The 21,644-nt window shown below is 41.8% G+C and carries 20 protein-coding genes; 13 read left to right on the forward strand and 7 right to left on the reverse strand.

Features of this window, described 5'->3' with window-relative positions; genetic code table 11:
* Window positions 1-15: 15 nt before the first annotated feature.
* The 7 genes from V7Q33_RS18395 to V7Q33_RS18425 all read right to left on the reverse strand — a co-directional run bounded on the left by V7Q33_RS18395 (window position 16) and on the right by V7Q33_RS18425 (window position 7,122).
* On the reverse strand, window positions 16-1,248 hold the full coding sequence (locus V7Q33_RS18395; protein WP_333820794.1) for a replication-associated recombination protein A: 1,233 nt from the start codon (window positions 1,246-1,248) through the stop codon (window positions 16-18).
* A 375-nt stretch (window positions 1,249-1,623) separates the two neighbouring features.
* On the reverse strand, window positions 1,624-4,158 hold the full coding sequence (ccsA, locus tag V7Q33_RS18400) for a cytochrome c biogenesis protein CcsA (RefSeq protein WP_333820776.1): 2,535 nt from the start codon (window positions 4,156-4,158) through the stop codon (window positions 1,624-1,626).
* A gap of 78 nt (window positions 4,159-4,236) precedes the next feature.
* Entirely contained in the window at window positions 4,237-4,641 is a 405-nt protein-coding gene (locus V7Q33_RS18405) for a cytochrome c maturation protein CcmE domain-containing protein (RefSeq protein WP_331974619.1), read from the reverse strand.
* 95 nt (window positions 4,642-4,736) lie between these two features.
* The gene (locus tag V7Q33_RS18410; protein WP_331974617.1) at window positions 4,737-4,964 is read right to left on the reverse strand and encodes a CcmD family protein; all 228 of its coding nucleotides are present in this window, start codon (window positions 4,962-4,964) and stop codon (window positions 4,737-4,739) included.
* Window positions 4,948-5,625, reverse strand: a complete 678-nt coding sequence (ccsA, locus tag V7Q33_RS18415) for a cytochrome c biogenesis protein CcsA (protein ID WP_331974615.1) — start codon at window positions 5,623-5,625, stop codon at window positions 4,948-4,950. The genes V7Q33_RS18410 and ccsA (V7Q33_RS18415) overlap by 17 nt, the downstream gene beginning before the upstream one ends.
* A gap of 32 nt (window positions 5,626-5,657) precedes the next feature.
* Window positions 5,658-6,323 (reverse strand): heme exporter protein CcmB, encoded by a 666-nt coding sequence (locus tag V7Q33_RS18420; RefSeq protein WP_333820795.1) that lies wholly within the window; start codon window positions 6,321-6,323, stop codon window positions 5,658-5,660.
* Between the two features lies 1 nt (window position 6,324).
* Window positions 6,325-7,122, reverse strand: coding sequence for a hypothetical protein (locus tag V7Q33_RS18425; protein WP_333820777.1), 798 nt, complete (start codon window positions 7,120-7,122; stop codon window positions 6,325-6,327).
* A 75-nt stretch (window positions 7,123-7,197) separates the two neighbouring features.
* Between V7Q33_RS18425 and V7Q33_RS18430 the strand changes: the two genes are divergently transcribed.
* The 13 genes from V7Q33_RS18430 (at window position 7,198) to V7Q33_RS18490 (ending at window position 21,375) form a co-directional block, all read left to right on the forward strand.
* On the forward strand, window positions 7,198-8,223 hold the full coding sequence (locus V7Q33_RS18430) for an NAD-dependent epimerase (protein WP_331974611.1): 1,026 nt from the start codon (window positions 7,198-7,200) through the stop codon (window positions 8,221-8,223).
* 8 nt (window positions 8,224-8,231) lie between these two features.
* On the forward strand, window positions 8,232-9,482 hold the full coding sequence (locus V7Q33_RS18435) for a nucleotide sugar dehydrogenase (RefSeq protein WP_331974609.1): 1,251 nt from the start codon (window positions 8,232-8,234) through the stop codon (window positions 9,480-9,482).
* Window positions 9,483-9,484: 2 nt separating this feature from the next.
* A complete protein-coding gene (locus tag V7Q33_RS18440) occupies window positions 9,485-10,615 on the forward strand; it encodes a DegT/DnrJ/EryC1/StrS family aminotransferase (protein ID WP_333820778.1) in 1,131 nt (376 codons plus the stop codon).
* Window positions 10,608-11,189, forward strand: a complete 582-nt coding sequence (locus tag V7Q33_RS18445) for an acyltransferase (protein ID WP_331974605.1) — start codon at window positions 10,608-10,610, stop codon at window positions 11,187-11,189. The genes V7Q33_RS18440 and V7Q33_RS18445 overlap by 8 nt, the downstream gene beginning before the upstream one ends.
* A 15-nt stretch (window positions 11,190-11,204) precedes the next feature.
* The gene (locus V7Q33_RS18450; RefSeq protein ID WP_333820779.1) at window positions 11,205-12,110 is read left to right on the forward strand and encodes a Gfo/Idh/MocA family protein; all 906 of its coding nucleotides are present in this window, start codon (window positions 11,205-11,207) and stop codon (window positions 12,108-12,110) included.
* Window positions 12,111-12,460: 350 nt separating this feature from the next.
* Complete coding sequence (locus V7Q33_RS18455; RefSeq protein WP_333820780.1) at window positions 12,461-13,813, forward strand: flippase; 1,353 nt, start codon at window positions 12,461-12,463, stop codon at window positions 13,811-13,813.
* Between the two features lie 315 nt (window positions 13,814-14,128).
* On the forward strand, window positions 14,129-14,377 hold the full coding sequence (locus tag V7Q33_RS18460; protein ID WP_333820781.1) for a hypothetical protein: 249 nt from the start codon (window positions 14,129-14,131) through the stop codon (window positions 14,375-14,377).
* Window positions 14,378-14,773: 396 nt separating this feature from the next.
* Window positions 14,774-15,433: a class I SAM-dependent methyltransferase gene (locus tag V7Q33_RS18465; RefSeq protein ID WP_333820782.1), complete on the forward strand. Its 660-nt coding sequence runs from the start codon at window positions 14,774-14,776 to the stop codon at window positions 15,431-15,433.
* Window positions 15,430-16,398, forward strand: a complete 969-nt coding sequence (locus tag V7Q33_RS18470; protein ID WP_331974597.1) for a GDP-mannose 4,6-dehydratase — start codon at window positions 15,430-15,432, stop codon at window positions 16,396-16,398. Before V7Q33_RS18465 ends, V7Q33_RS18470 begins: the two co-directional genes overlap by 4 nt.
* 7 nt (window positions 16,399-16,405) lie before the next feature.
* Window positions 16,406-17,497, forward strand: a complete 1,092-nt coding sequence (locus V7Q33_RS18475) for a glycosyltransferase family 4 protein (protein ID WP_333820796.1) — start codon at window positions 16,406-16,408, stop codon at window positions 17,495-17,497.
* Complete coding sequence (gene asnB, locus V7Q33_RS18480; protein WP_333820783.1) at window positions 17,497-19,317, forward strand: asparagine synthase (glutamine-hydrolyzing); 1,821 nt, start codon at window positions 17,497-17,499, stop codon at window positions 19,315-19,317. Before V7Q33_RS18475 ends, asnB begins: the two co-directional genes overlap by 1 nt.
* The gene (locus V7Q33_RS18485) at window positions 19,260-20,549 is read left to right on the forward strand and encodes a glycosyltransferase family 4 protein (protein WP_333820784.1); all 1,290 of its coding nucleotides are present in this window, start codon (window positions 19,260-19,262) and stop codon (window positions 20,547-20,549) included. The genes asnB and V7Q33_RS18485 overlap by 58 nt, the downstream gene beginning before the upstream one ends.
* A gap of 22 nt (window positions 20,550-20,571) precedes the next feature.
* On the forward strand, window positions 20,572-21,375 hold the full coding sequence (locus V7Q33_RS18490; protein ID WP_333820785.1) for a glycosyltransferase family 2 protein: 804 nt from the start codon (window positions 20,572-20,574) through the stop codon (window positions 21,373-21,375).
* Window positions 21,376-21,644 lie beyond the last annotated feature (269 nt).

Genomic DNA, 21,644 nt, shown 5'->3' on the forward strand with positions numbered 1-21,644 from the left:
TTCAATCTTTCAATCTTAATACCCATACTTCTCTTTCCACAATGATCGCAGGTATTTTCTTAACTCCTCCTCACGTGCATTATTGCCGGGGTCATAGAATTTACTTCCCTTGATCTTATCGGGCAGAAACTCCATGTTGGCGAAGTTACCTTCAAAGCTGTGCGCATATTGGTAGCCTTTTCCATAATCAAGGTTCTTCATCAGCTTGGTTGGTGCATTTCGTATCGACAAGGGCACGGGTAGATCGCCCGTATCATGCACGGCACGCAAAGCACTCTCAATTGCCATATAGCTTGCATTGCTTTTAGGCGAGCTTGCCAGATATACTGCACATTGCGACAGGATAATGCGCGCTTCCGGGTAACCGATTACGTTCACGGCCTGAAATGTATTGGTAGCCATGATGAGTGCAGTAGGGTTGGCGTTGCCTATATCTTCGGAAGCCAGTATCACCATTCTGCGCGCGATGAACTTTACATCTTCACCGCCTTCGATCATTCGTGCGAGATAATATACCGCTGCATTGGGATCGCTGCCGCGAATGGATTTTATAAATGCCGATATAATATCGTAATGTTGCTCACCGCTTTTGTCGTAGATCGCTATATGTTTCTGAGCAACGTCCATCACCAGTTTATCCGTGATTACAACGTCTCCCGGAACAGATTCACAGATGAGCTCTACAAGGTTTAACAGCTTTCTGCCATCGCCACCACTGATGTTAAGCAGTGCCTGATGTTCCTGTATTACCACGTGGCGTTTCTTCAATTCATCATCACGTGTAAGTGCCTGATTGACGAGCGCAAGAAGTTGGTCTTCGCCCAACGGCCGCAAGGTATATACCTGGCTTCGTGAAAGCAGCGCAGAGTTCACTTCAAACGAAGGGTTTTCAGTAGTGGCACCGATCAGGGTAATTGTTCCTTTTTCAACTGCTCCCAGCAACGCATCCTGCTGACTTTTATTGAATCGATGGATTTCGTCAATGAACAATATCGAGCGCGGTGAGTGTTTGGCTTTGTCTATTACTTCGCGCACATCTTTTACACCTGCGCTTACAGCACTTAATGTATAGAAAGGTTTCTTTACTTCGTTGGCAATAATATTAGCGATGGTAGTCTTACCTACACCAGGAGGCCCCCACAAGATCATAGAGGGAATGTTACCCGATTGAATGGCTCTTCGGATCACACCATTCGGCCCTGTGAGATGCTCCTGCCCCACAAGCTCATCCAACCTGGTTGGACGCATTCGTTCTGCCAAAGGCTGATGTGAATTTAACAACACGGCTATGAGATTTCTAAAGCGTTGAAGTTACAAAAACCCGCGAAAGTAGAATAGGTATATGCACGTTCTTTCCTCCCAACCGCGATTAGCCCGGTACATAATCATGCCCGGAAAAAATGCTTATGCAGACTGCCGGTATACAGGCAAATAGATGCGGAACGTGCTGCCTACGCTCTTCATGAAGTCTATACGGATCGCTCCACCCCAGCATTTACACGTTCAATCGAGTATCGAAACGACTTAAAATGCCTTCCAGGGAAGCTTGCTTCATCCCAGCCAATGCTAACGCAGCGTTTTTTTCTTAAAAGGTATATATACAATTATTAGAGAATGATGAATCTATTCCAGGCCTTTCTCTTTCATTTTTCGGAATTCGCGGAAGCGTCTGTTCATGGCAACACCAAAACCGATCATCACTACGAATGTGCCGATCCACAGCACATTGATGAGTGGTTTCTCCATGGCTTTGATTACAACCCAGTCTTTCTGGCGAGTATTAATACCAATTTCGAACTGGTTGCTCTCAGGGTGAATATTCAGCAGCGATAATCGTAAGCCAAGGTCCTGTATTTCGTCCGGAATGCGTCCGATCATTTTGTCCTTGATCAGAAATACAGGTTCTGCAATATACTCGCCACGCTCGCCCTGTACGCGGATGCGTGCTTTTACGGCTACATCTTCGCCCGTTAACGGGACACCTTCAACCTCAAAGATTCTATAAACAGAATCGAGCACCGACACATAATCGTTAGCAAAGAACTCCTGGCCCTGCTTCACAGCAACCTCTTCAAGCTTGCTCCATTCCTGCTCTTCCGCAGGATTCATCACTGAAGAAACGTGCGTATAAAGATCAGCGCTTACGGTGCGGTATATATCCGGCGATGCCAGCAATCCACCCATCTCCTGATTTATCTGTGCACGTGGATATAGAGTATACTTCTTGTTTCCTTTACGAAGCTCTATTTCAAAGAAGGTATTCTCTCCGCGAACTTCAATAGTATCCTTTGGTTTATAAGCATGACCTCCAATCGTTAGTGTATTTTTAGCGATAACCTTATCTTTATCGAGTGTGGCCGTAACATCGCTCTTGCGTATATACCCCGCGTGGTAACGTGGCTCCAGGCGTTCGCCCAGATATTCAATGTCGTATCCCCACATAGTTCTTGGCTCATGCACAAATAGCAACAGGTTATCCCGGTTAAAATCCTGACTGAATTCTTTAGAGATCAACATACCTGTATTATTCAGCGACACTATTTTGGAATATCCGGCCGAGAACATCACACCAATCAACATCAGACCTACACCGATATGAGCAATTGCCCCGCCCGACATGCCTGGGCTGGTACGCATCACTGACCATACAATGCTGGCGTTGGCAATAATGGTAAATACTCCTGCCAGTGTTAAAAGTATATAGGGAACTTTATAGATCTGCGCTGTGGTAATTATAATGGCAAACACAACCAGCGTTATCAGGCCCGGCACAGCAAGTTCTTTCTTAAGTTTATCCTTATCGATCTTCTTCCACCAGAAAAATTGTCCTATTGCCGAGAGTAAACCAATCACGATAGCAAACCATATCTGGAACTTGGAGTAATACGCTATGGCATCCGCTGGTGGTGCCAGTCGCGATTCTATACCCAGCAGTCCCATCACTTTATTCACTACCGGTATAGAAGTACCTGCTATAACCTGGAAGCCCATCAGGCATAATGTTGTGGCTCCGATAAAAATCCAGAACTCGCGGGAAAACATCGATGCCTCATCTTTTGACGATGGAATTTCTTTCCAGCGGATGATGCACAGTACGATAGCCACCGCCATAAAGAAGAACAGGTATACCAGCAACTGCCCCGACAATCCGAGATCAGTAAAAGAGTGCACGGATGCTTCTCCCAATACACCGCTTCGTGTCAGAAACGTTGAGTACAGTATCAACACAAAAGTTGCTATCACCAGGATGATCGATGCCTTTAATGCAGTTTCGCTGTTTTTATAGGTGATCATGGTATGGATAGCAGCCACCAGCACAAGCCAGGGAACATATACTGCGTTTTCAACGGGGTCCCAGTTCCAATAGCCGCCAAAGTTTAGCGTTTCGTATGCCCAGTAGCCACCCATCAAAATTCCGAGTCCAAGTATAGCACCACCTAATAAAGCCCATGGCAAGGTTGGGCGCACCCAGTCTCTATATTTCTTCAGCCAGAGTCCTGCCATACAAAATGAGAACGGCACCAGTGTGAGAGCAAAACCGAGGAACAGCGTTGGCGGGTGAATCACCATCCAGTAATTCTGCAGGAGCGGATTTAATCCGTTGCCATCTTTCGGTATAAAATCAGGTTGCGATTTGAAGATGGGAGCATCTTGCATTACATCGCGCAGCAGTATAAAAGGCGAGCTGCCAATTTTTATATCGAGCCCGGGTATAACTACGCCCAGGATCATCGATGCGAGAAAAGCCTGTACAAGAGCAAACACCGTCATTACCGGTGCTTCCCAGAATTTATTGGTGTGGATCAGTATTATACCGATAACCGTCTGCCAGAACATCCACAACAAAAAGCTTCCTTCCTGTCCGTTCCAGAAAGTGGAGATCAGGTAATGTGTTTGAAGCTTGCGGTCAGAATAACTATAGGCATAATGATATTCAAAGTAGTGCCCGGCAATGATGACGTAGAGTGTAACACAAACGCTCAACACCGCGACTGCATGCGTATAGAAAGCAACCTTACCATTTAACAGCCAGTTATTCTTGTCAGCAAGATCAACAGCCGTGGTTGCTTTGAGGTAGGAAAATGCGGTGATGATTGCGGTTACAAATGCGGTGATAACCGAGAAGTGCCCTAGGTTACCGATGAAATAGTGCATCATAGTGAAGTACGGATTACAAAGTACGTTGCAGAGTATTGACCGTTAGTCAATGCCGGGGTGATGGCGTACTTCAATACGTTAAACATTTACGTTTTGCTCCTGATATTTGGAAGGGCATTTAAGGATAATCTTGCTGGCCTTGAAGTGATCGCCTTCGTAGCTGCCAACCACTACTACTTTTTCGGAGCGAAGCATATCCGCAGGCATCGGTTCATTGTATTCTACCTTTTGCTCTTTGCCGTTATCATCTACCATAACAAAGGAAAAAGAAACCTTGTCAGGTCCTTCTTCGATGCCGAGCACGTGGCCCTCACGATCTTTCTTTAACTGACCTACTACGTGAATATGATTTTGCTTGCCGGCCTGTGCCATTTCAAAAGCCTGATCAAAATTTACATAGGTACTGGCATCGCCTGCTGTGCTTACAATGATTCCGATCGCTACAGCAATGATGATGATGATAAAAATGTGCGATTTTTTCATAACTCTCCGCTTCCCTTAGAGCATGTAAAATTAGATACAAATGCCCAGAAATCAGGGAATTTTTACACGGAAAAACGCAGGGAAGTAATTAAAGTTCAGCGTTGTTTTTCGGCAAGCCGGTCTTCCAGCTTTTTTACCTTGCGATCCATCAGAAAAAGGTATGCGATCAGACCGATTAAAATGATTACAATGATAGATACTACCACATAGATTTTGCCATCGGCTCTCATGGTATCGGCCATCTGCACGTCAGATTGCGCCTGGGCCGTGACTGACAGTGTTAGCGCAACGAAAGCCAACAATGATTTAAGCATTCTTTCCATCTTCCAATTCAAATAATTTTTCTTCGACAGTTTTTATTCTGATTCGCAAAGAGGCGATCCACAAGCCAATCAGAAACCAGCCAATAACAGCCGGATAAAAAATGATACGCATGCTGCTGTCCAGGTCGTACATATTAAAACCAGGATTTCCACCACTACCCGGATGCATGGAGCTTGTCATGCGCGGTATGATAAAGATGAGCGGTATCATGGCAGCAAAAGCAAAAATATTATAGACAGCACTCAGGCGGGCACGTTGCTCTTCATTTTCAAGCGAACCACGCAATACGAAGTATGCGAGGTAAACCAACAACGAAATGGCTGCGCCATTCTGTTTGGGGTCGCCATGCCAGGGCGATCCCCAGGTATAATTTGCCCATAGCATGCCTGTAAAAATTCCCAGTATTCCGAAAACCAACCCCACATTGGCGAACTCTACAACTTTTCTGTCCAGTTCTGCAGAAGGCTTTCGCAGGTATTGAATGGCGTAGTAAACAGAAATCAAAAATAATAGCACCATTCCAAACCACATGGGCACGTGGAAATACAATGCCCGGATCGTCTCGTTCAAAATGTTTAACCGCGGAACATCGAACAATAGTCCGGCGGTATGCACATACAATAGCAGAAGTATTGCTGTTATCTTAAGCCAGGTTTTCATGAAGAATGAAGGACGCGCAACGTCTCCGTTTTTTAGCTGCGCCAAATATACGGGAAGAGCAGGTACGCCAGACTTCCGATTATGCAATTTATTGCCAGCAGATTTAGTAATTCATCCAGGCTGGAGCCGCGATCGAGGCCATCCAAAACATTTTTGGTGATTTTAATAGCCATCAGCAAAATAGACAATATGACCGGGAAGCTGAGTACAGCCATCAGAATATTGCTGTTGTTTGCTTTTGAGGCTATTCCGGATATAAGACTTAACGAAGCCGAGAAGCCGAATGATGTAAGCACGAGGGTCAATACGAAAAGCATGGGGTCTTTTACAGGACTGCCAATAAAAACCGAAAACAAACCATACCCTGCCAGCGAAAGCACAAGACACAAAATGCCGTTGTAAAGAATTTTAGAAACGATGATAGCCTGCGGACTTACCAGCGCATAGTAATAAATGAAGGTTCCCCTCTTTTCGCCAATAAAACTTTTGGCAACACTGTTGATCACCGAAAAAAGTATAGCCAGCCAGAACAATGCTGACCATGTAGCCTCATTGATGGAATTTACCCGGAGACTAAAGGTGAGGTAGCAAATAAAAATAAGGCTGAAAAGGTAAAGACCTATTCCAGAGATAACCGCTTTACGCCTTAGCTCCAGCGCAAACTCTTTTTGTAATAAAATGAGTATTGCTTTGATAATGTTATTCTATTTTCAGCGCCCGGTTATAGTCATTAAAAAACTTGATGAACATCAGTACGATGGCCAGCAACATTCCGACACCGAAGCCAGCCAGGCCAACCAGGATCTTCGGCAACTTGGCATCTTTCATAAGTGTACCAAATCCTTTCGTGATGTGTACCGTTTCAATATCGTGTAATCGTATTTCGTTGTCAGTGCGCTCTTTGAAAAGCTCCACCGTTTTAGAAAACATGTCGGAAGGATCAATATAGGAAGCCATCGCCCGGCTATCGGTTTGCTTTTTAATTTGGTCCATGGAGGCAATCTCTCCATCTATCTTCTTTATCATCTCTTTATAGAAAAGCTCACGGCTGTTTCTTGTCTTTACTACCGGACCCACTGTATTAATATAATTAACGATTGTCTTCTCCAGGGCCGGAAAAATAGACGGATCGGTAACAATGGCAGTGGCCTTCACATAGATATTCCTGAGAGCATCTCTACTCTCGATGTTATCCTGCTGAACTTCGAAGTTTAATACCAGCAATTTATGAGCTTCCTCTCTGGATAAGCCCGGAAGAGAATCGGCCTTTCCCAGCTCATCAAAAATAAAGCGGGCTTCCGTTGCTGACAGCAAGTCGGTGGTAATCATCATACTGGAGGAGAACTTATCACTTGAATTATAGCCCAGCCACAACGCCACAATTACTCCAATTATCGGTAACACTGTAAAAAGTAAGAGATTTTGTTTTATTGCCCGGTAGCCCTTTGCCAAAAGCTCCATGAGATCGATCTCGTCAGATGATGTTTTTTGAGTCATACCCCGCAAGTTTAACTGATTTTTAGTATACCTCAAATTAGTTAGTTTTGCGACCTGTTTACATTATCTGATTTTATGCCTTCTGTCAAATCTGTTTTGGTCACTGGTGCTGCGGGATTTATAGGCTTTCACCTTACCAAAAAGCTTCTCCAGGCTGGTTACCAGGTTACCGGCCTTGACAACATTAATGATTACTATGATCAGCGTTTGAAAACATCGCGTCTTGACATTTTAAAGGCTGATGCTAATTTTTCTTTTCACACCATTGATCTGACGGATCAAAAATCCATCAACGATCTTTTTGCAAACTATAAATTCCCCTACGTTGTCAACTTAGCAGCTCAGGCTGGCGTGCGTTATTCTTTAACACATCCTCATGCCTATCTGGAAAGCAACCTTCATGGTTTCCTGAATATACTGGAAGCCTGCCGTCACCATGGAACACAACACCTTGTATATGCATCGTCCAGTTCAGTATATGGTGCCAATAAGAAAATGCCGTTTTCGGTTCATCATAATGTAGATCACCCCATCTCGTTGTATGCTGCCTCCAAAAAGTCCAACGAGCTTATGGCGCACACTTATTCTGCGTTATATAATCTTCCTACCACGGGGCTTCGATTCTTTACCGTGTATGGTCCTTACGGCCGACCGGATATGGCTTTGTTTTTATTCACAAAAGCTATTCTCGAAAACAAGCCTATCGATGTATTCAACAACGGAAAGATGAGGCGTGATTTTACGTACGTAGACGACATCGTTGAAAGCATCGCTCGCCTGATACCAAAACAAGCTAAACCTAATCCGGCCTGGAGTGGAATGAATCCAGATCCTGCCACAAGCTTTGCTCCTTATCGGGTTTTCAACATTGGCAATAATCAGCCTGTAGAATTACTTCGCTTTATTGAAGTGATCGAAGAAAAACTTGGGAGAAAAGCTGTTAAGAATTTTATGCCTTTACAAGATGGTGATGTTCCCGAAACGTATGCCGATGTAGAGGATCTCAAAAATGAAGTAGATTTTAAACCTTCCACCACCATAGAAAAAGGGATTAGTGAATTCCTCGACTGGTATATCAAATACTATAATATCAAATTGTAAAAAGCGAAATGGAAAAAATTGGTGTCATTGGACTTGGATATGTAGGATTACCCCTTGCTGTTGAGTTCGGAAAAGTTGTTTCAGTGGTTGGCTTCGATATTAACGAAGATCGCATCAACGAATTGAAAAAAGGTTACGATCGCACACGCGAAGTAGAGCCTGAAGAACTTAAGCTATCAACCAAGCTCGTGTATACATCTGATCTCGCCGATCTGAAAGATGTAAATTACTTCATTGTTACGGTACCAACTCCCGTGGATGAATTTAAAACACCAGACCTTCGCCCATTGCAGAGTGCCAGCAAAACGGTGGGCAGTGTATTGAAAAAGGGAGACATTGTTATATACGAATCAACCGTATATCCCGGATGTACAGAGGAAGTTTGTGTTCCTGTTTTGGAAAAAACAAGTGGACTAAAATTCAACATTGATTTTTACTGTGGCTATTCACCCGAGCGTATCAATCCGGGAGATAAACTGCATCGCGTAACCACAATTAAAAAAGTTACCAGCGGAAGCACACCGGAAGTGGCAGAAAAAGTAGATCAGCTTTACCGCAAGATCATTACTGCAGGCACACACAAAGCCTCTTCTATGAAGGTTGCTGAAGCTGCCAAGGTCATTGAAAATTCGCAGCGTGATATAAATATAGCTTTCGTCAATGAGCTCGCGCTGATCTTCGAACGCATCGGCATCGATACGCATGAAGTACTGGAAGCGGCTGGCACAAAATGGAATTTTCTTCCCTTTAAGCCAGGCCTGGTGGGCGGACACTGTATCGGAGTAGATCCCTACTATCTGACCTATAAAGCTGACAGTATGGGATATCATCCACAGGTGATTTTGTCGGGCAGAAGAATAAACGATAACATGGGTGTGCACATCGCCAACTCGGTTATTAAACTGATGGCTCAACGAAATTTACCCATCAACAATGCCAATATTCTGATGCTCGGTATAACATTTAAAGAAAACTGCCCGGATATACGGAACAGCCGCGTAGTGGATGTTTACCACGAGCTGAAAAGCTTCGGTACCCAAATAGACGTTTACGATCCGCAGGCAGATGAAACTGAAGTGCAGCACGAGTATGGTTTGTCGCTTGTGAAAAGTCTGGCGAAAAAATATCACGCCATTATACTCACAGTAAGTCACCAGGAGTTTGCATCCCTTGATCTGAAATCGATCAGCCATGAAGGTGCCGTGATTTACGATGTAAAAGGCTTCTTACCAAAAACAACGGTTACAGCACGACTCTAGTTATGGATAAAATAAAGATGGTTGATCTTCAAACGCAGTATCTCCGCATTAAACCGGAGATTGATGAGGCCATCCAGCAGGTTCTTACTTCTACAGCATTCATTCAGGGACCGGAAGTAAATACGTTTGCCCAAGCTCTTTCGGAATATATAGGAGGCGCTCAAGTTATCCCATGCGCCAATGGAACCGATGCTTTGCAAATTGCCATGATGGCGCTCGACTTCAAGCCTGGCGATGAGGTGATACTTCCGGTACACACGTATGTAGCAACAGCCGAGGTTATCGCATTGTTAGGCTTTACGCCCGTATTTACAGAAGTACGACAGGATACGTTTAACATCGATCCGGATCAGATCGAATCCAAAATAACTTCACGGACTAAAGCTATTGTACCGGTACATCTGTACGGCCAATGTGCTGACATGGAGCCGATTCTGAAAATAGCTGCACGCCACAATCTTTATGTCATTGAAGATGCAGCTCAATCATTGGGAGCAAAGTATACTTTCACAGATGGCACGAAGAAGGCCAGTGGAACAATGGCGACCATTGGTACTACATCATTCTTTCCATCCAAGAATCTTGGATGCTATGGCGATGGAGGAGCATTGTTTACCAATGACAAAGCATTGGCAGAAAAAATCAGGATGATTGCCAATCACGGTCAGCGGGTAAAATATCATCACGATATAATCGGTGTTAACAGCCGGCTAGACACATTGCAAGCCGCTATACTTCGTGTAAAACTTAATCATCTCGATCGTTATGAACGAAGCCGAAATGAAGTTGCATCGTTCTACGACAAAGCCCTTGCAGGTATAAGCGCTGTAGAAACTCCATATCGCGCCGCCAACTCTACCCACGTATTTCATCAATATACTATAAAGGTTAAGGAAGGAAAACGAGATGGATTAAAGGTGCATCTCGAGCAAAACGGTATACCTACGATGATCTATTACCCGGTACCGCTTCATTTGCAAAAGGCATACAAACGCCCGGGGTTTGAAGAAGGTTCTTTTCCTGTTACCGAAGAACTATCACGAACGGTATTATCCCTTCCCATACACACCGAGATGAAACAGGAAGAACTGATATATATTACAGACACGATTAAGGCATTTTTTCATGGCTGAAGAAAAAAAATATTATGCTCACCCAACAGCGGTAATCGATGAGGGCTGCGTTATTGGAGATGGTGCCAAAATCTGGCATTTCTCTCACATCATGCCGAACTGTAAAATCGGAGAGCAATGTAATATCGGTCAGAACGTTGTGATATCACCGGAAGTAATACTCGGAAAAAATGTTAAAGTACAAAACAACGTTTCCATATATACCGGTGTCCAATGCGAGGATGATGTATTCCTGGGACCTTCCATGGTATTTACCAATGTAGTTAACCCGCGCAGTGCCATTAACCGTAAGAATCAATACGCTAAAACGGTGGTCAAGAAAGGCGCAACGATTGGGGCTAACGCTACCATTGTTTGCGGCCATGATATAGGTCGCTTTGCATTTATTGGAGCAGGTGCTGTGGTAACAAAAAATGTTCCCGATTATGCATTGGTGGTGGGCAATCCTGCCCGGCAAACGGGGTGGATGAGTGAATACGGTCACAAGCTTATTTTTAATTCAGAAGGAATTGCTGTTTGCCCGGAAAGTAACGAGCAGTATAAGCTCGAAAAAGGTAACGTATACAAGATATAGTGAAATAAATATAGCATGAAGAATTTTGCATTGATCGGTGCGGCTGGATTTATTGCTCCCCGTCACATGAAAGCAATAAAAGAAACCGGCAATAATCTGGTAGCAGCGCTTGATAAACATGACAACGTTGGTATTCTGGATTCTTATTTCCCAAATGCTGACTTCTTTACGGAATTTGAACGATTTGATCGTCACCTCGACAAACTAAAGCGTAAGGGTGAAAAAATAGACTATATATCAATCTGCTCACCGAATTATCTGCACGACTCTCACATTCGGTATGCGCTGCGCTATGGTGCCGATGCTATCTGTGAAAAACCATTGGTGCTCAATCCGTGGAATCTGGATGCTTTAAGTGAAATTGAAAAGGAAACCGGGCGGAAACTGTATACCATTTTGCAGCTACGACTTCATCCCAGCATTATCGCCCTGCGCGAGAAAATTCAAAACGGTCCCAAAGGCAAAATATATGATGTAGACCTGCGCTACATGACCTCTCGCGGTAACTGGTATCATACCAGCTGGAAAGGGGATATTTCGAAATCAGGCGGCGTTGCTACCAACATAGGTATTCACTTTTTTGACATGCTGATCTGGATATTCGGTGATGTAAAAAAGAATAACGTAGAACAACTCACTGCAGAAACTGCTTCCGGACACCTGGAACTCGAAAGAGCACGCGTTCACTGGTTGCTGAGCATTGACTATAACCAGATTCCGGAAGATGTAAGAGCAAAAGGAAAACGTACTTTCCGCTCGCTTACTACGGAAGGTGAGCAAATTGAGTTCAGCGATGGATTTACCGATCTGCATACACTTAGTTACGAGGAGATACTAAAGGGCCGCGGCTTTGGACTAAACGAAACCCGCGCTGCCATCGAGCTGGCCTACGATATCCGAAACCAGAAAGTGAATAATTAGGTATCCTGGGAAGGCCCAACCTCCGGTTTACTGAAACAGCAGAGCGTAGCATATTGACATAGCTGCCATTTTGCTGACTTGATTATTTATGATAAAGAAAATATTGTTCTCGGTATGTATAGTCTGTCTGGTTGCTTATTCAATGAATGCGCAACCTACAGCTCCTAGCGACAATCCTGGCTTCGAATTAAATTATTGTATATACTTCTGCCACTCTGTACAAAAAACAAATCATGATCGCTTGAATCGTTTCAAGGGCGTTAGCGTTTCTGCAGTTCATCTAAATTCCTGCCGGGAAAATCGTTCATACATAAACCATCACTAAAATTAGTGAGCATCAAACAAAGGGCATGATAAAGTCATTTAAAGAAAAGATATACATCGCGATCAAAGACCAAGGTCTTCGGCGATATCTTTTCAATACTATATGGCTTTTCTCTGACCAGGTGCTTCGGCTTGTAGCCGGTCTTTTTGTTGGCATTTGGGTAGCGAGATATCTTGGACCAAATCAGTTTGGTATATTAAACTATGCATTAGCATTCCTGGCAATATTTGGTGTAATCGCTAAGTTGGGACTTGATAGTTTGATTGTACGAAATATAGTCAACCACCCTGACAAAAGTGACGTATATCTGGGTACCGCATTTTGGTTAAAAATTATTGGAGCGGTTATTACCGTAATCATAACAGGAGCTTACCTGTTGCTTTCTGACGAAGCCTATTCTACCAAGGTATATATATTACTGCTTACCTCGAGCCTGATTTTTCAAAGCTTTGAAGTCACAGATTTTTTCTTCCAGGCAAAGGTATTATCAAAATTTACCTCCATTTGTAAAACAATTCAGTTAATAATATCCTCTTTGGCAAAAGTCTATTTAATCAGTGTTCGGGCAGATTTGTTATCTTTTATAATGGTTCAATTTCTTGATCAGATCACACTTGGCATAACACAGTTTCTTGCATTCCGGTACTACTCAAAAAACTCGCACTTTATCAGTCGCTTCAATATTGAAGTAGCAAAGGATCTGCTTCGTAATGCATGGCCTTTGATCTTTGGAAGCCTTGTTGTCATGATTTATATGCGCATTGACCAGATCATGATTATGAAAATTATTGGCGAAAAGGAAATGGGACTTTTTTCTGCAGCCGTCCGTCTGTCGGAAGCATGGTATTTTGTACCTGTGATTATCACAAACTCTTTATTTCCTGCAGTTTTGAATGCAAAGAAAACAGACGAAGCAGAGTATAAGAAAAGAATGCAACGGCTGTTCAACCTGATGGTCATTGTTTCCATTGGAGTTGCTATGCCAATCTCGATCGCATCACCCTGGCTGGTGGATATATTTTATGGGGAAGCCTACCATGCCGCCGCAAAAATTCTGGCACTTCATGTGTGGACAGGTGTATTTGTTTCGTTGGGGGTTGCAAGTTCTAATTCGTTCCTCGCGGAGAACTTGCAAAAATTTGGTTTATGGAAAGCGATTGCCGGGGCGATAATCAACATCGTTCTTAATCTTTTGTTGATACCCAAACTTGGTATTATAGGCGCAGCATTTTCAACGCTTGTCTGCCAGATGTGTGCATCCGTATTCTTCAATGTACTTTACAAGAAGAGTCGCCCAATATTCAGGATGCAAATGAATGCCATTTTGTTCTACGAGAATATTTTTCAGGGAAATAAACGAAGAGATTTAATTAAATAAATGAATCAAGAATTGAATATAGATTAGCACAGTAAACCTTTGGATGTTCCTGTTTTACTAATAGTTTTTAATCGCATGGATTCCGCCAGACAGGTCTTTGATGCAATAAAAAAGTACAACCGACAAAGCTAATTATAGCGTGTGACGGCCCTCGTCCGCACAAGGAAAATGAAAAAGTTACTGCCATTCGCGGGTATCTGGTAAGTCAGGTAGATTGGCGGTGCGAAGTCAAAACTTTGTTCAGAGAAAATAACCTGGGCTGCAAACGCGCTCTAAGTGGTGCCATTGATTGATTGACTCTTTGGTCAGGAAGAAATGGGAATTGTTCTGGAAGATGACTGTCTGCCATCACAAAGCTTTTTTTGGTATTGCCGCGAATTGCTTCTTCGCTATAAAGATGACACGCGGATATGGCAGATTTCCGGATTTAACATGCAGGATGGTAAACATCGCCCGAATGACCATTATTTCTTTTCTCACTTCGGCTTTTCGTGGGGCTGGGCGAGCTGGCGCAGAACCTGGGACTACTTCCGATATAGAAATGAAATTGTGGCCGTTGGCTAAAGAAGAGAATATCATTAATACTACCCACTCATGCCATCGAGGTATGCCACATGGGAAGAGACCTACAATGAAAAAATTGACACATGGGAATTACCAATGGTATTTCGTCATGGCGAGCAGTAGTGCTCTGTCTATTGTGCCTCCCTGCAGTATGATCAAGGGACATTGGCTTTGGTCCGGATGCAACACATACTTTTAATGACGTTTCCGGCAGAGGTAAAATTGAAAATCACGATATTTCCTTTCCGTTAACACATCCCAATTTTGTAATTTTCAACCTTGAATATGAGACTGCACTTTTAAACAAGTAGATTCAGAGTATAGTCTTATCAGCAGAATCAAGAGTCGAATACGAAGGCTCTTAGGAAAAGTATGACAAACTAATTTAACAACGCTATGAAGACAAATATCGGCTGGCAGGATTCTCCCAACGTATTCAAGTTAAAACTTTTAGACGAATTTTTATTGCAAAAGAAGAATCTTAACGTTTTAGAGTTGGCGGCAGGATACGGCTGGTATTCGAAATATCTACATAACAAAGGGCACCGGGTGACATCTGTTGATATCGAGCCTCATTTTGAACAGGAAGGTATAAATGTTATTCTGGCGGATCTTGAAAAACCTATCGGATTTAAAAATGACTCATTTGACGTAGTGGTAGTTTGGGACATCATTGAACACATCAACAACGAAAGTCAAATTTTAAACGAGATTAAGCGAGTGAGTCGCGAAAATGCCCTTATTTTTATCTCAGTTCCACATGTTGACGATAGTCGAATTGCCTCGAGTTACCTTACCTATAGCCATTTTAAAGACAAGACTCACAAAAGAGAATATACTCCGGAAGAACTTGCCTATAAATTTGAAAGTATAGGATTCAAAAAATTAAAACTTCAATTAGAAGGTGGAGGCTCGTATCCTTATATTATTTTGAATTTTATAGATAATGTTTTTTTTAAGTATTGCATGAAACTCTTTATCCGCGGCCTTATTTTTCTAGGGATTCTAAAGTTAAAGAATTGCCATGGTGATATTTTTGCGGTTTTTAAAAAATGAAGAAAGCATTAATAACAGGTATCGGAGGACAGGATGGCAGTATCCTTGCCGAGTTACTCCTCCAAAAGGGGTATGAAGTTTATGGCATCATCAAGCGCGAGGCTATTGAAAATCCGAATTTAAAATTGAAAAATATAGCCTCCATTGTAAACGAAGTGGAACTGATCCCGATGTCGGTTACCGACCCGATGGCGGTTTATAAAGCGATAAAAAAAATTCATCCGGACGAGATATACCATTTGGCAGCCAGTAGCTTTGTGAGCTATGAATTTGAAGACGAGGTTGCTATGATGAATTCAAATTTTAATTCTACATACTATCTCCTGTCATCTATATTGGAAATTAACAAAGATTGTAAATTTTTCTTTGCAGGATCCAGTGAAATGTTTGGCGAACCCTTCGAGTCGCCTCAAAGCGAAAACAGCAAGTTCAATCCTAAATCGATGTATGGCATCGCGAAGGTTTCAAGCTATTACCTGCTAAAAAACTTCCGGGATAAAAAAGGTTTATATACCTGCACTGGCATTATGTATAATCATGAGTCGCCAAGAAGAAAGTCAGAATTCGTAACTAAAAAAATCATTGAGACAGCTGTTCGAATTAAACTAGGAAGGGCTAAAGAATTGGTACTTGGAAATTTAGATGCAGTACGCGATTGGGGATATGCACCTGACTATATGAATGCGGCGTTATTGATTATGTCTCAACCTAAACCTGATGACTATATCATAGCAACCGGTCATTTACATTCCGTGAAGCAATTTGCTGAGACAGCGTTTTCATTACTGGACTTAAAGGTTGATGACTATATAAAAATTAATACCAAATACTTCCGTGCTTCAGAGAATTATCCACTCTGTGGAAATCCTGAAAAATTAAAAGGCCTGGGCTGGTCTACATCCAAATCATTCACTGAAATTATAAAGATGATGATCGAAGAAGAGTTGACCAATCAAACTAATTAAGAGCGTGATGAACATACTATTTATTGGATTCTCCCTGAGAAGTAATGCCGGAGGTATTGAACGTTATCTTAGTACAATTCTTAAACAGCTTAAGAAAAGGGGCTTTACCATTTTTGTTTATGTGATGCATGATGCCGACCAAGACCCTGATTTTATTTACCTAAACAACGAAGTAAAAAAAATAAAATTTTTCGACCGGTTCCTGTTGGGTTTTAGAATTGGCAATCATTTGCGTAAAAAAGGCATTAAGATAGACCTCTTCTTTTGTGGCCATATTCTTCTATTCAACCGCAGTGAATTAATAAGCAGGTCTATAGGTGTTAAATATGATCTATTTGTTTACGGAATTGATTGCTGGGGGAATCGCTTTCGGGAGCCTCTTCATCAAATGAAATCTCTGCGAAAAGTTATATCGATCAGCTCTTTCACTACGGAACAAGTACGAAAGCAAGAATTCGGAGGGGAAATTATATACTTCCCTCCTCTTGTCGAAAATTTGCCAGAGCGCATTCAGCACAATATAAGTCATGATAAAATAATCCTGTTAACAGTCGCCAGACTTGATCCGAACGAAATGTACAAGGGGCATGATGCCGTAATCAAATCTTTAAAGTCTGTACAGAAACACTTCTCAAATTTTGAATACTGGATCGTGGGACGTGGAAAGGACATGGACAGATTGAAGATGTTAGCGAATGAGCTTGATCTTGAAAATGAAGTGAAGTTTTTTGGTTTCGTGGACGATGTAAAATTAGCTGAGATTTATGAACAGGCAGACATCTTTATTATGCCGAGCCGCGTATCGTTAGATCCGAATAAATTAGAGGGCGAGGGCTTCGGTATAGTTTTCACTGAAGCAGCACTATATGAAAAGGCTTTGATAGGCCCCGATACCGGAGGTTCTGTCGATATTATAGATCACAATATAAATGGTCTTGCCTGCGATCCTACAAATACAGAACAAATTGCAACATGTATACTAACGCTGGTTAATGATCCCGCGCTACGGAAAAGGCTCGGGGAAAATGCAAGGAATAAAGTCCTGAATCAGTTTACTATTAATCAGTTTGATCAATACTTTAACCCTATTCTGCAATAATGTGCTCCATCTTTGGATATATATCTTCCAAGTCTGTTAATCCGGATATTTTTCAGCAATATCTGACCCACCGCGGTCCGGATGGGCATGGTATATTTAAGGACGATAAAACCGATTTAATACTTGGACACGGCAGACTCTCAATCATCGATCTTTCTAACTCTGCAGATCAACCCATGATTGATGATGATGGTAATCTTATCCTTGTATTCAACGGTGAGATTTATAATTACCTGGAAATAAAGGCCGATCTCTCCAAAAGAGGACATACCTTTAGAACACACTCCGACACAGAAGTATTGCTCAAAGCTTATAAAGAGTTTGGCAAAAACTGTTTAACGATGCTTCGGGGAATGTTTGCTTTTGCAATTTATGACAAGCAGCAGGAGACATTATTTCTGGCCCGTGATCGATTTGGCATAAAGCCACTCTTCTATTCTTTCTATCAGAATCAATTTGTATTTGCGTCCGAAGTTACTCCAATAGTAGAATCTGGTTTAATTCCTAAAACCATTTCTCAACAGGCACTGGATCAGTTCTTTTTATATGGTTCCGTAAGCCAGCCAAATACAATATATAGTAATATATCGGCCCTTATGCCTGCCTCCTTCCTGGAAGTAAACGTTAAGAACCTTAAGCACACAGTAACAACATACTATAGTTTTGTAGAAGAATCGCATAAGCTACGTTATAGTTCACTTTCCTATCAGGAAGCCATTGAGATCATCAGAAGTAAATTGGAAGAGGCCACACGATATCATCTTGTAGCTGATGTTGAAGTTGGGGCATTTTTAAGCGGAGGTGTAGACTCTACTGCAGTAGTCGCTTTAATGTCCAAATATACTGAGACACCTATAAAAACTTTTTCTGTCGGGTTTGCAGGAGCAACAGAAGTAGCCGATGAGACTACTTTAGCAAGACAGTCAGCAACACTGTTGGGCTGCAACCATACAGATATAATTGTGGGCGAATCTGAAATCCAAAATCTGTTCGAAGGCTTTATCGGATCGCTGGATCAACCCAGCGTTGATGGCTTTAATACTTATATCGTTAGCAAAGCTGCAGCCAAGAGCGTAAAAGTTGTATTATCCGGTTTGGGTGGTGACGAGATTTTTGGCGGATATGAGCACTTCAAGTTGATACAGGAAAGCTCTGCCAAAACTCCTAATATACTGGAACAGGTCTTACAAAAAATTCATCAGTTAAGACCTAACAAATATACTTCTCATGTGTCCCTTTATGGGCAAACGCCGTCTGAAGCAATTATACAACAGCGAACATTACTTCCTTATGCGGTAAGGAAGGGATTGCTACGAAAACCGATAGCGGGTAATTCTATAACAGATCACGATGATCTGAATGCATTGCAGCAAATCAGTAAATCAGAAATAAATAATTACCTGCTAAATACATTGTTGCGGGATTCTGATGTAATGAGCATGGCGCATTCTATAGAGTGCCGCCCTATTTTATTAGACCATGTGTTGGTCGAAGCTGCTTTCGCCATGCCTTCCAATTTCAAAATCAGGAACGGAGTAAAGAAATCTATATTCATAGATGCCGTAAAAGATATAGTCCCTGCACAGGTATATCAGCGCAAAAAAACAGGTTTCGAAATGCCATTAACTACGTGGCTCAACAAGTCTCTTACATCATTAACAAAAGATGCGTTAGAGTCGAGTGCTGCTAAATCTATATTCAGCAAAAATTATATTCACGAGAGTAAGACACTCGCAGGGCAGCATCGATTAAAAAGGCATTTTTGGCAGAGTCTGGTTTTATTATGCTGGCTGAACAGATCAAAAGCAACTCTTCCGTGAAAATTCTGCACATCATAGCGGGCGATATAAAAGGCGGGGCCGCCCGTGGCGCTCTATGGCTTCACCAGGGGTTATTGGATATGCATGTCGAATCACGGATTTTAACAAATTCAAAAGAGACTCTCGCCAACCATACCATCTCCAGCGTTGCTCAAACTACGCGTGACCTGATCAGCAATGCTATTCGTGCCCGTGCAGACCAACTTCCCGTAATGCTATACAGGAATCGGAAAACAGAAATATTCAGCACAGCTATAGTTGGCTATAACTTTTTAAAGCATCCATTGTTTGAGTGGGCTGATATAATACATCTTCATTGGATCAACGGAGGTTTTGTCAATATTCGGCATCTCGCCAAAATAAAAAAACCAATCGTTTGGACTTTGAGAGATATGTGGCCTCTAACAGGTGGATGCCATATAGCTTTAGATTGTACGAAGTATCAAACCGGCTGTGGTGCATGCCCGCAACTGGCAAGTACCAATCAAAACGACTTGTCTAAGTACACCCTCTATAGAAAGAAAAAATATATACCCAAGAAGACAGCACTTGTAGGGATTAGCCAATGGATTAGTGACTGTGCCAGACAGAGTTCTTTATTTAGTGATTTTAATATTCTTACCATAAGTAACAATATTAATTGCAACGATTTTTTTCCCATTGAAAAGAACACGGCACGAAAGCTATTAGGTCTTCCGACCAATGAAAAAATTCTTCTGGTTGGAGCTCAAAAAATAAATGATCATTCAAAAGGCTTCGATAAATTTATAGAGGCTATGAATTATCTAAAAGAACCTCCTTTTCTATTATTTTTTGGCAAGATCGACTCTACATTTTTTGAAACCACTAAATTCAAAGGCAAAAGCTTAGGATTCCTTTCTGACACTATATCATTACGGATCGTTTATTCAGCCGCGGATGTATTTGTTGCACCTACTTTAATGGATTCATTTGGAAAAACATTGGCCGAAGCAATGGCTTGTGGAACTCCCGTTGTTTGCTTTGATGCTACAGGTCCCAAGGATATTGTTGACCACAAAATAAATGGGTATAAAGCCAAACCCTTTAGCACAATGGATCTGGCCGAAGGTATAAAATGGGTTTTAAGTAATGGTGGCGATGACCTTTCGGGTAAAGCCAGAAAAAAAGCCGTGGAGAATTTTGATTCATCAATAATTGCTGCAAAATATCAAAAACTATACATACAGCTTCTGGAGCAAACAGCTTCATAATCAAACACACTGAGCAAGGCTCATGAAAGAAAACAAAAACTACATACCCGGGCTGCCTATTGTAACTGTAATCACGGTAGTATATAATGGCGAATCTTCTATAGGAGACACAATCAAGAGCGTCATTAACCAGGATTATAAAAATCTGGAATACATCGTTATTGATGGAGGAAGTACTGATAGAACTGTAGAGATAATAAAATCATTTGAAAATGAGATCGACTTATGGGTCAGTGAGCCTGACCGTGGTATTTATGATGCCATGAATAAAGGCACAGCATTGGCTAAAGGTAGTTGGATAAATTTCATGAACAGTGGAGATCGTTTGGCAGAAAAGAATACACTTAGTCAGATATTTAATCAACGTCAGGAAGCCGATTTATTATATGGAAACGCCTTGATTGAGCACTCCGATTTTACGATTCCCTTTCCCGTACATCCAATTAACACAATTTGGAAAAAATCACCATTTTGCCATCAGGCTTGTTTTGTGAAAAGCGAGGTAATGAAAAGTTACAAATTCGATTTGCAATATAAGATTGGAGCTGATCATGATTTGTTTTATCGCGCCTACAAGAACAATTTGAAGTTTAGATATATCCCTATACTGGTATGTTTATTTGACGGACGGGACGGAACCACAAAAAAGAGGATTGTACAGGCTATTCAGGACAAAAAAAATATAGCGATGAAGTATGAGTATAGTATAGGAAAATGGATCTATTATCAATTTTACCTAACCTATATTAAAATGATAATCGCAATGAAGAAATTGCTGGGAGGCAGATTAACAGCCATTATCACGAAAGCACTTAAAAATAAGTAGAATTTGATTTTATAAATATTGGAACACAAACAAAAAACGATAAAGTCTTTACCTTTCTCTTACTACAGCAATTTTGTATTTAGCAGAGAAAGGATAACCTATTGGGGATTGTGGTTCATTATTCCTTTGTGTAGTGCTACAAGCCATACTATGTTGGCCATACCACCTACATTGATTTTATTCTTTGTTGGAAGTACGCTTTTGGTGAGTTTTATACGAAGAGTGAATATCTTCAACTCCCAACTTCTTCCGGTAATTTGCATTATTTA

This window comes from Ohtaekwangia sp., assembly GCF_036786105.1.
Taxonomy (GTDB): Bacteria; Bacteroidota; Bacteroidia; order Cytophagales; family Cyclobacteriaceae; genus Ohtaekwangia.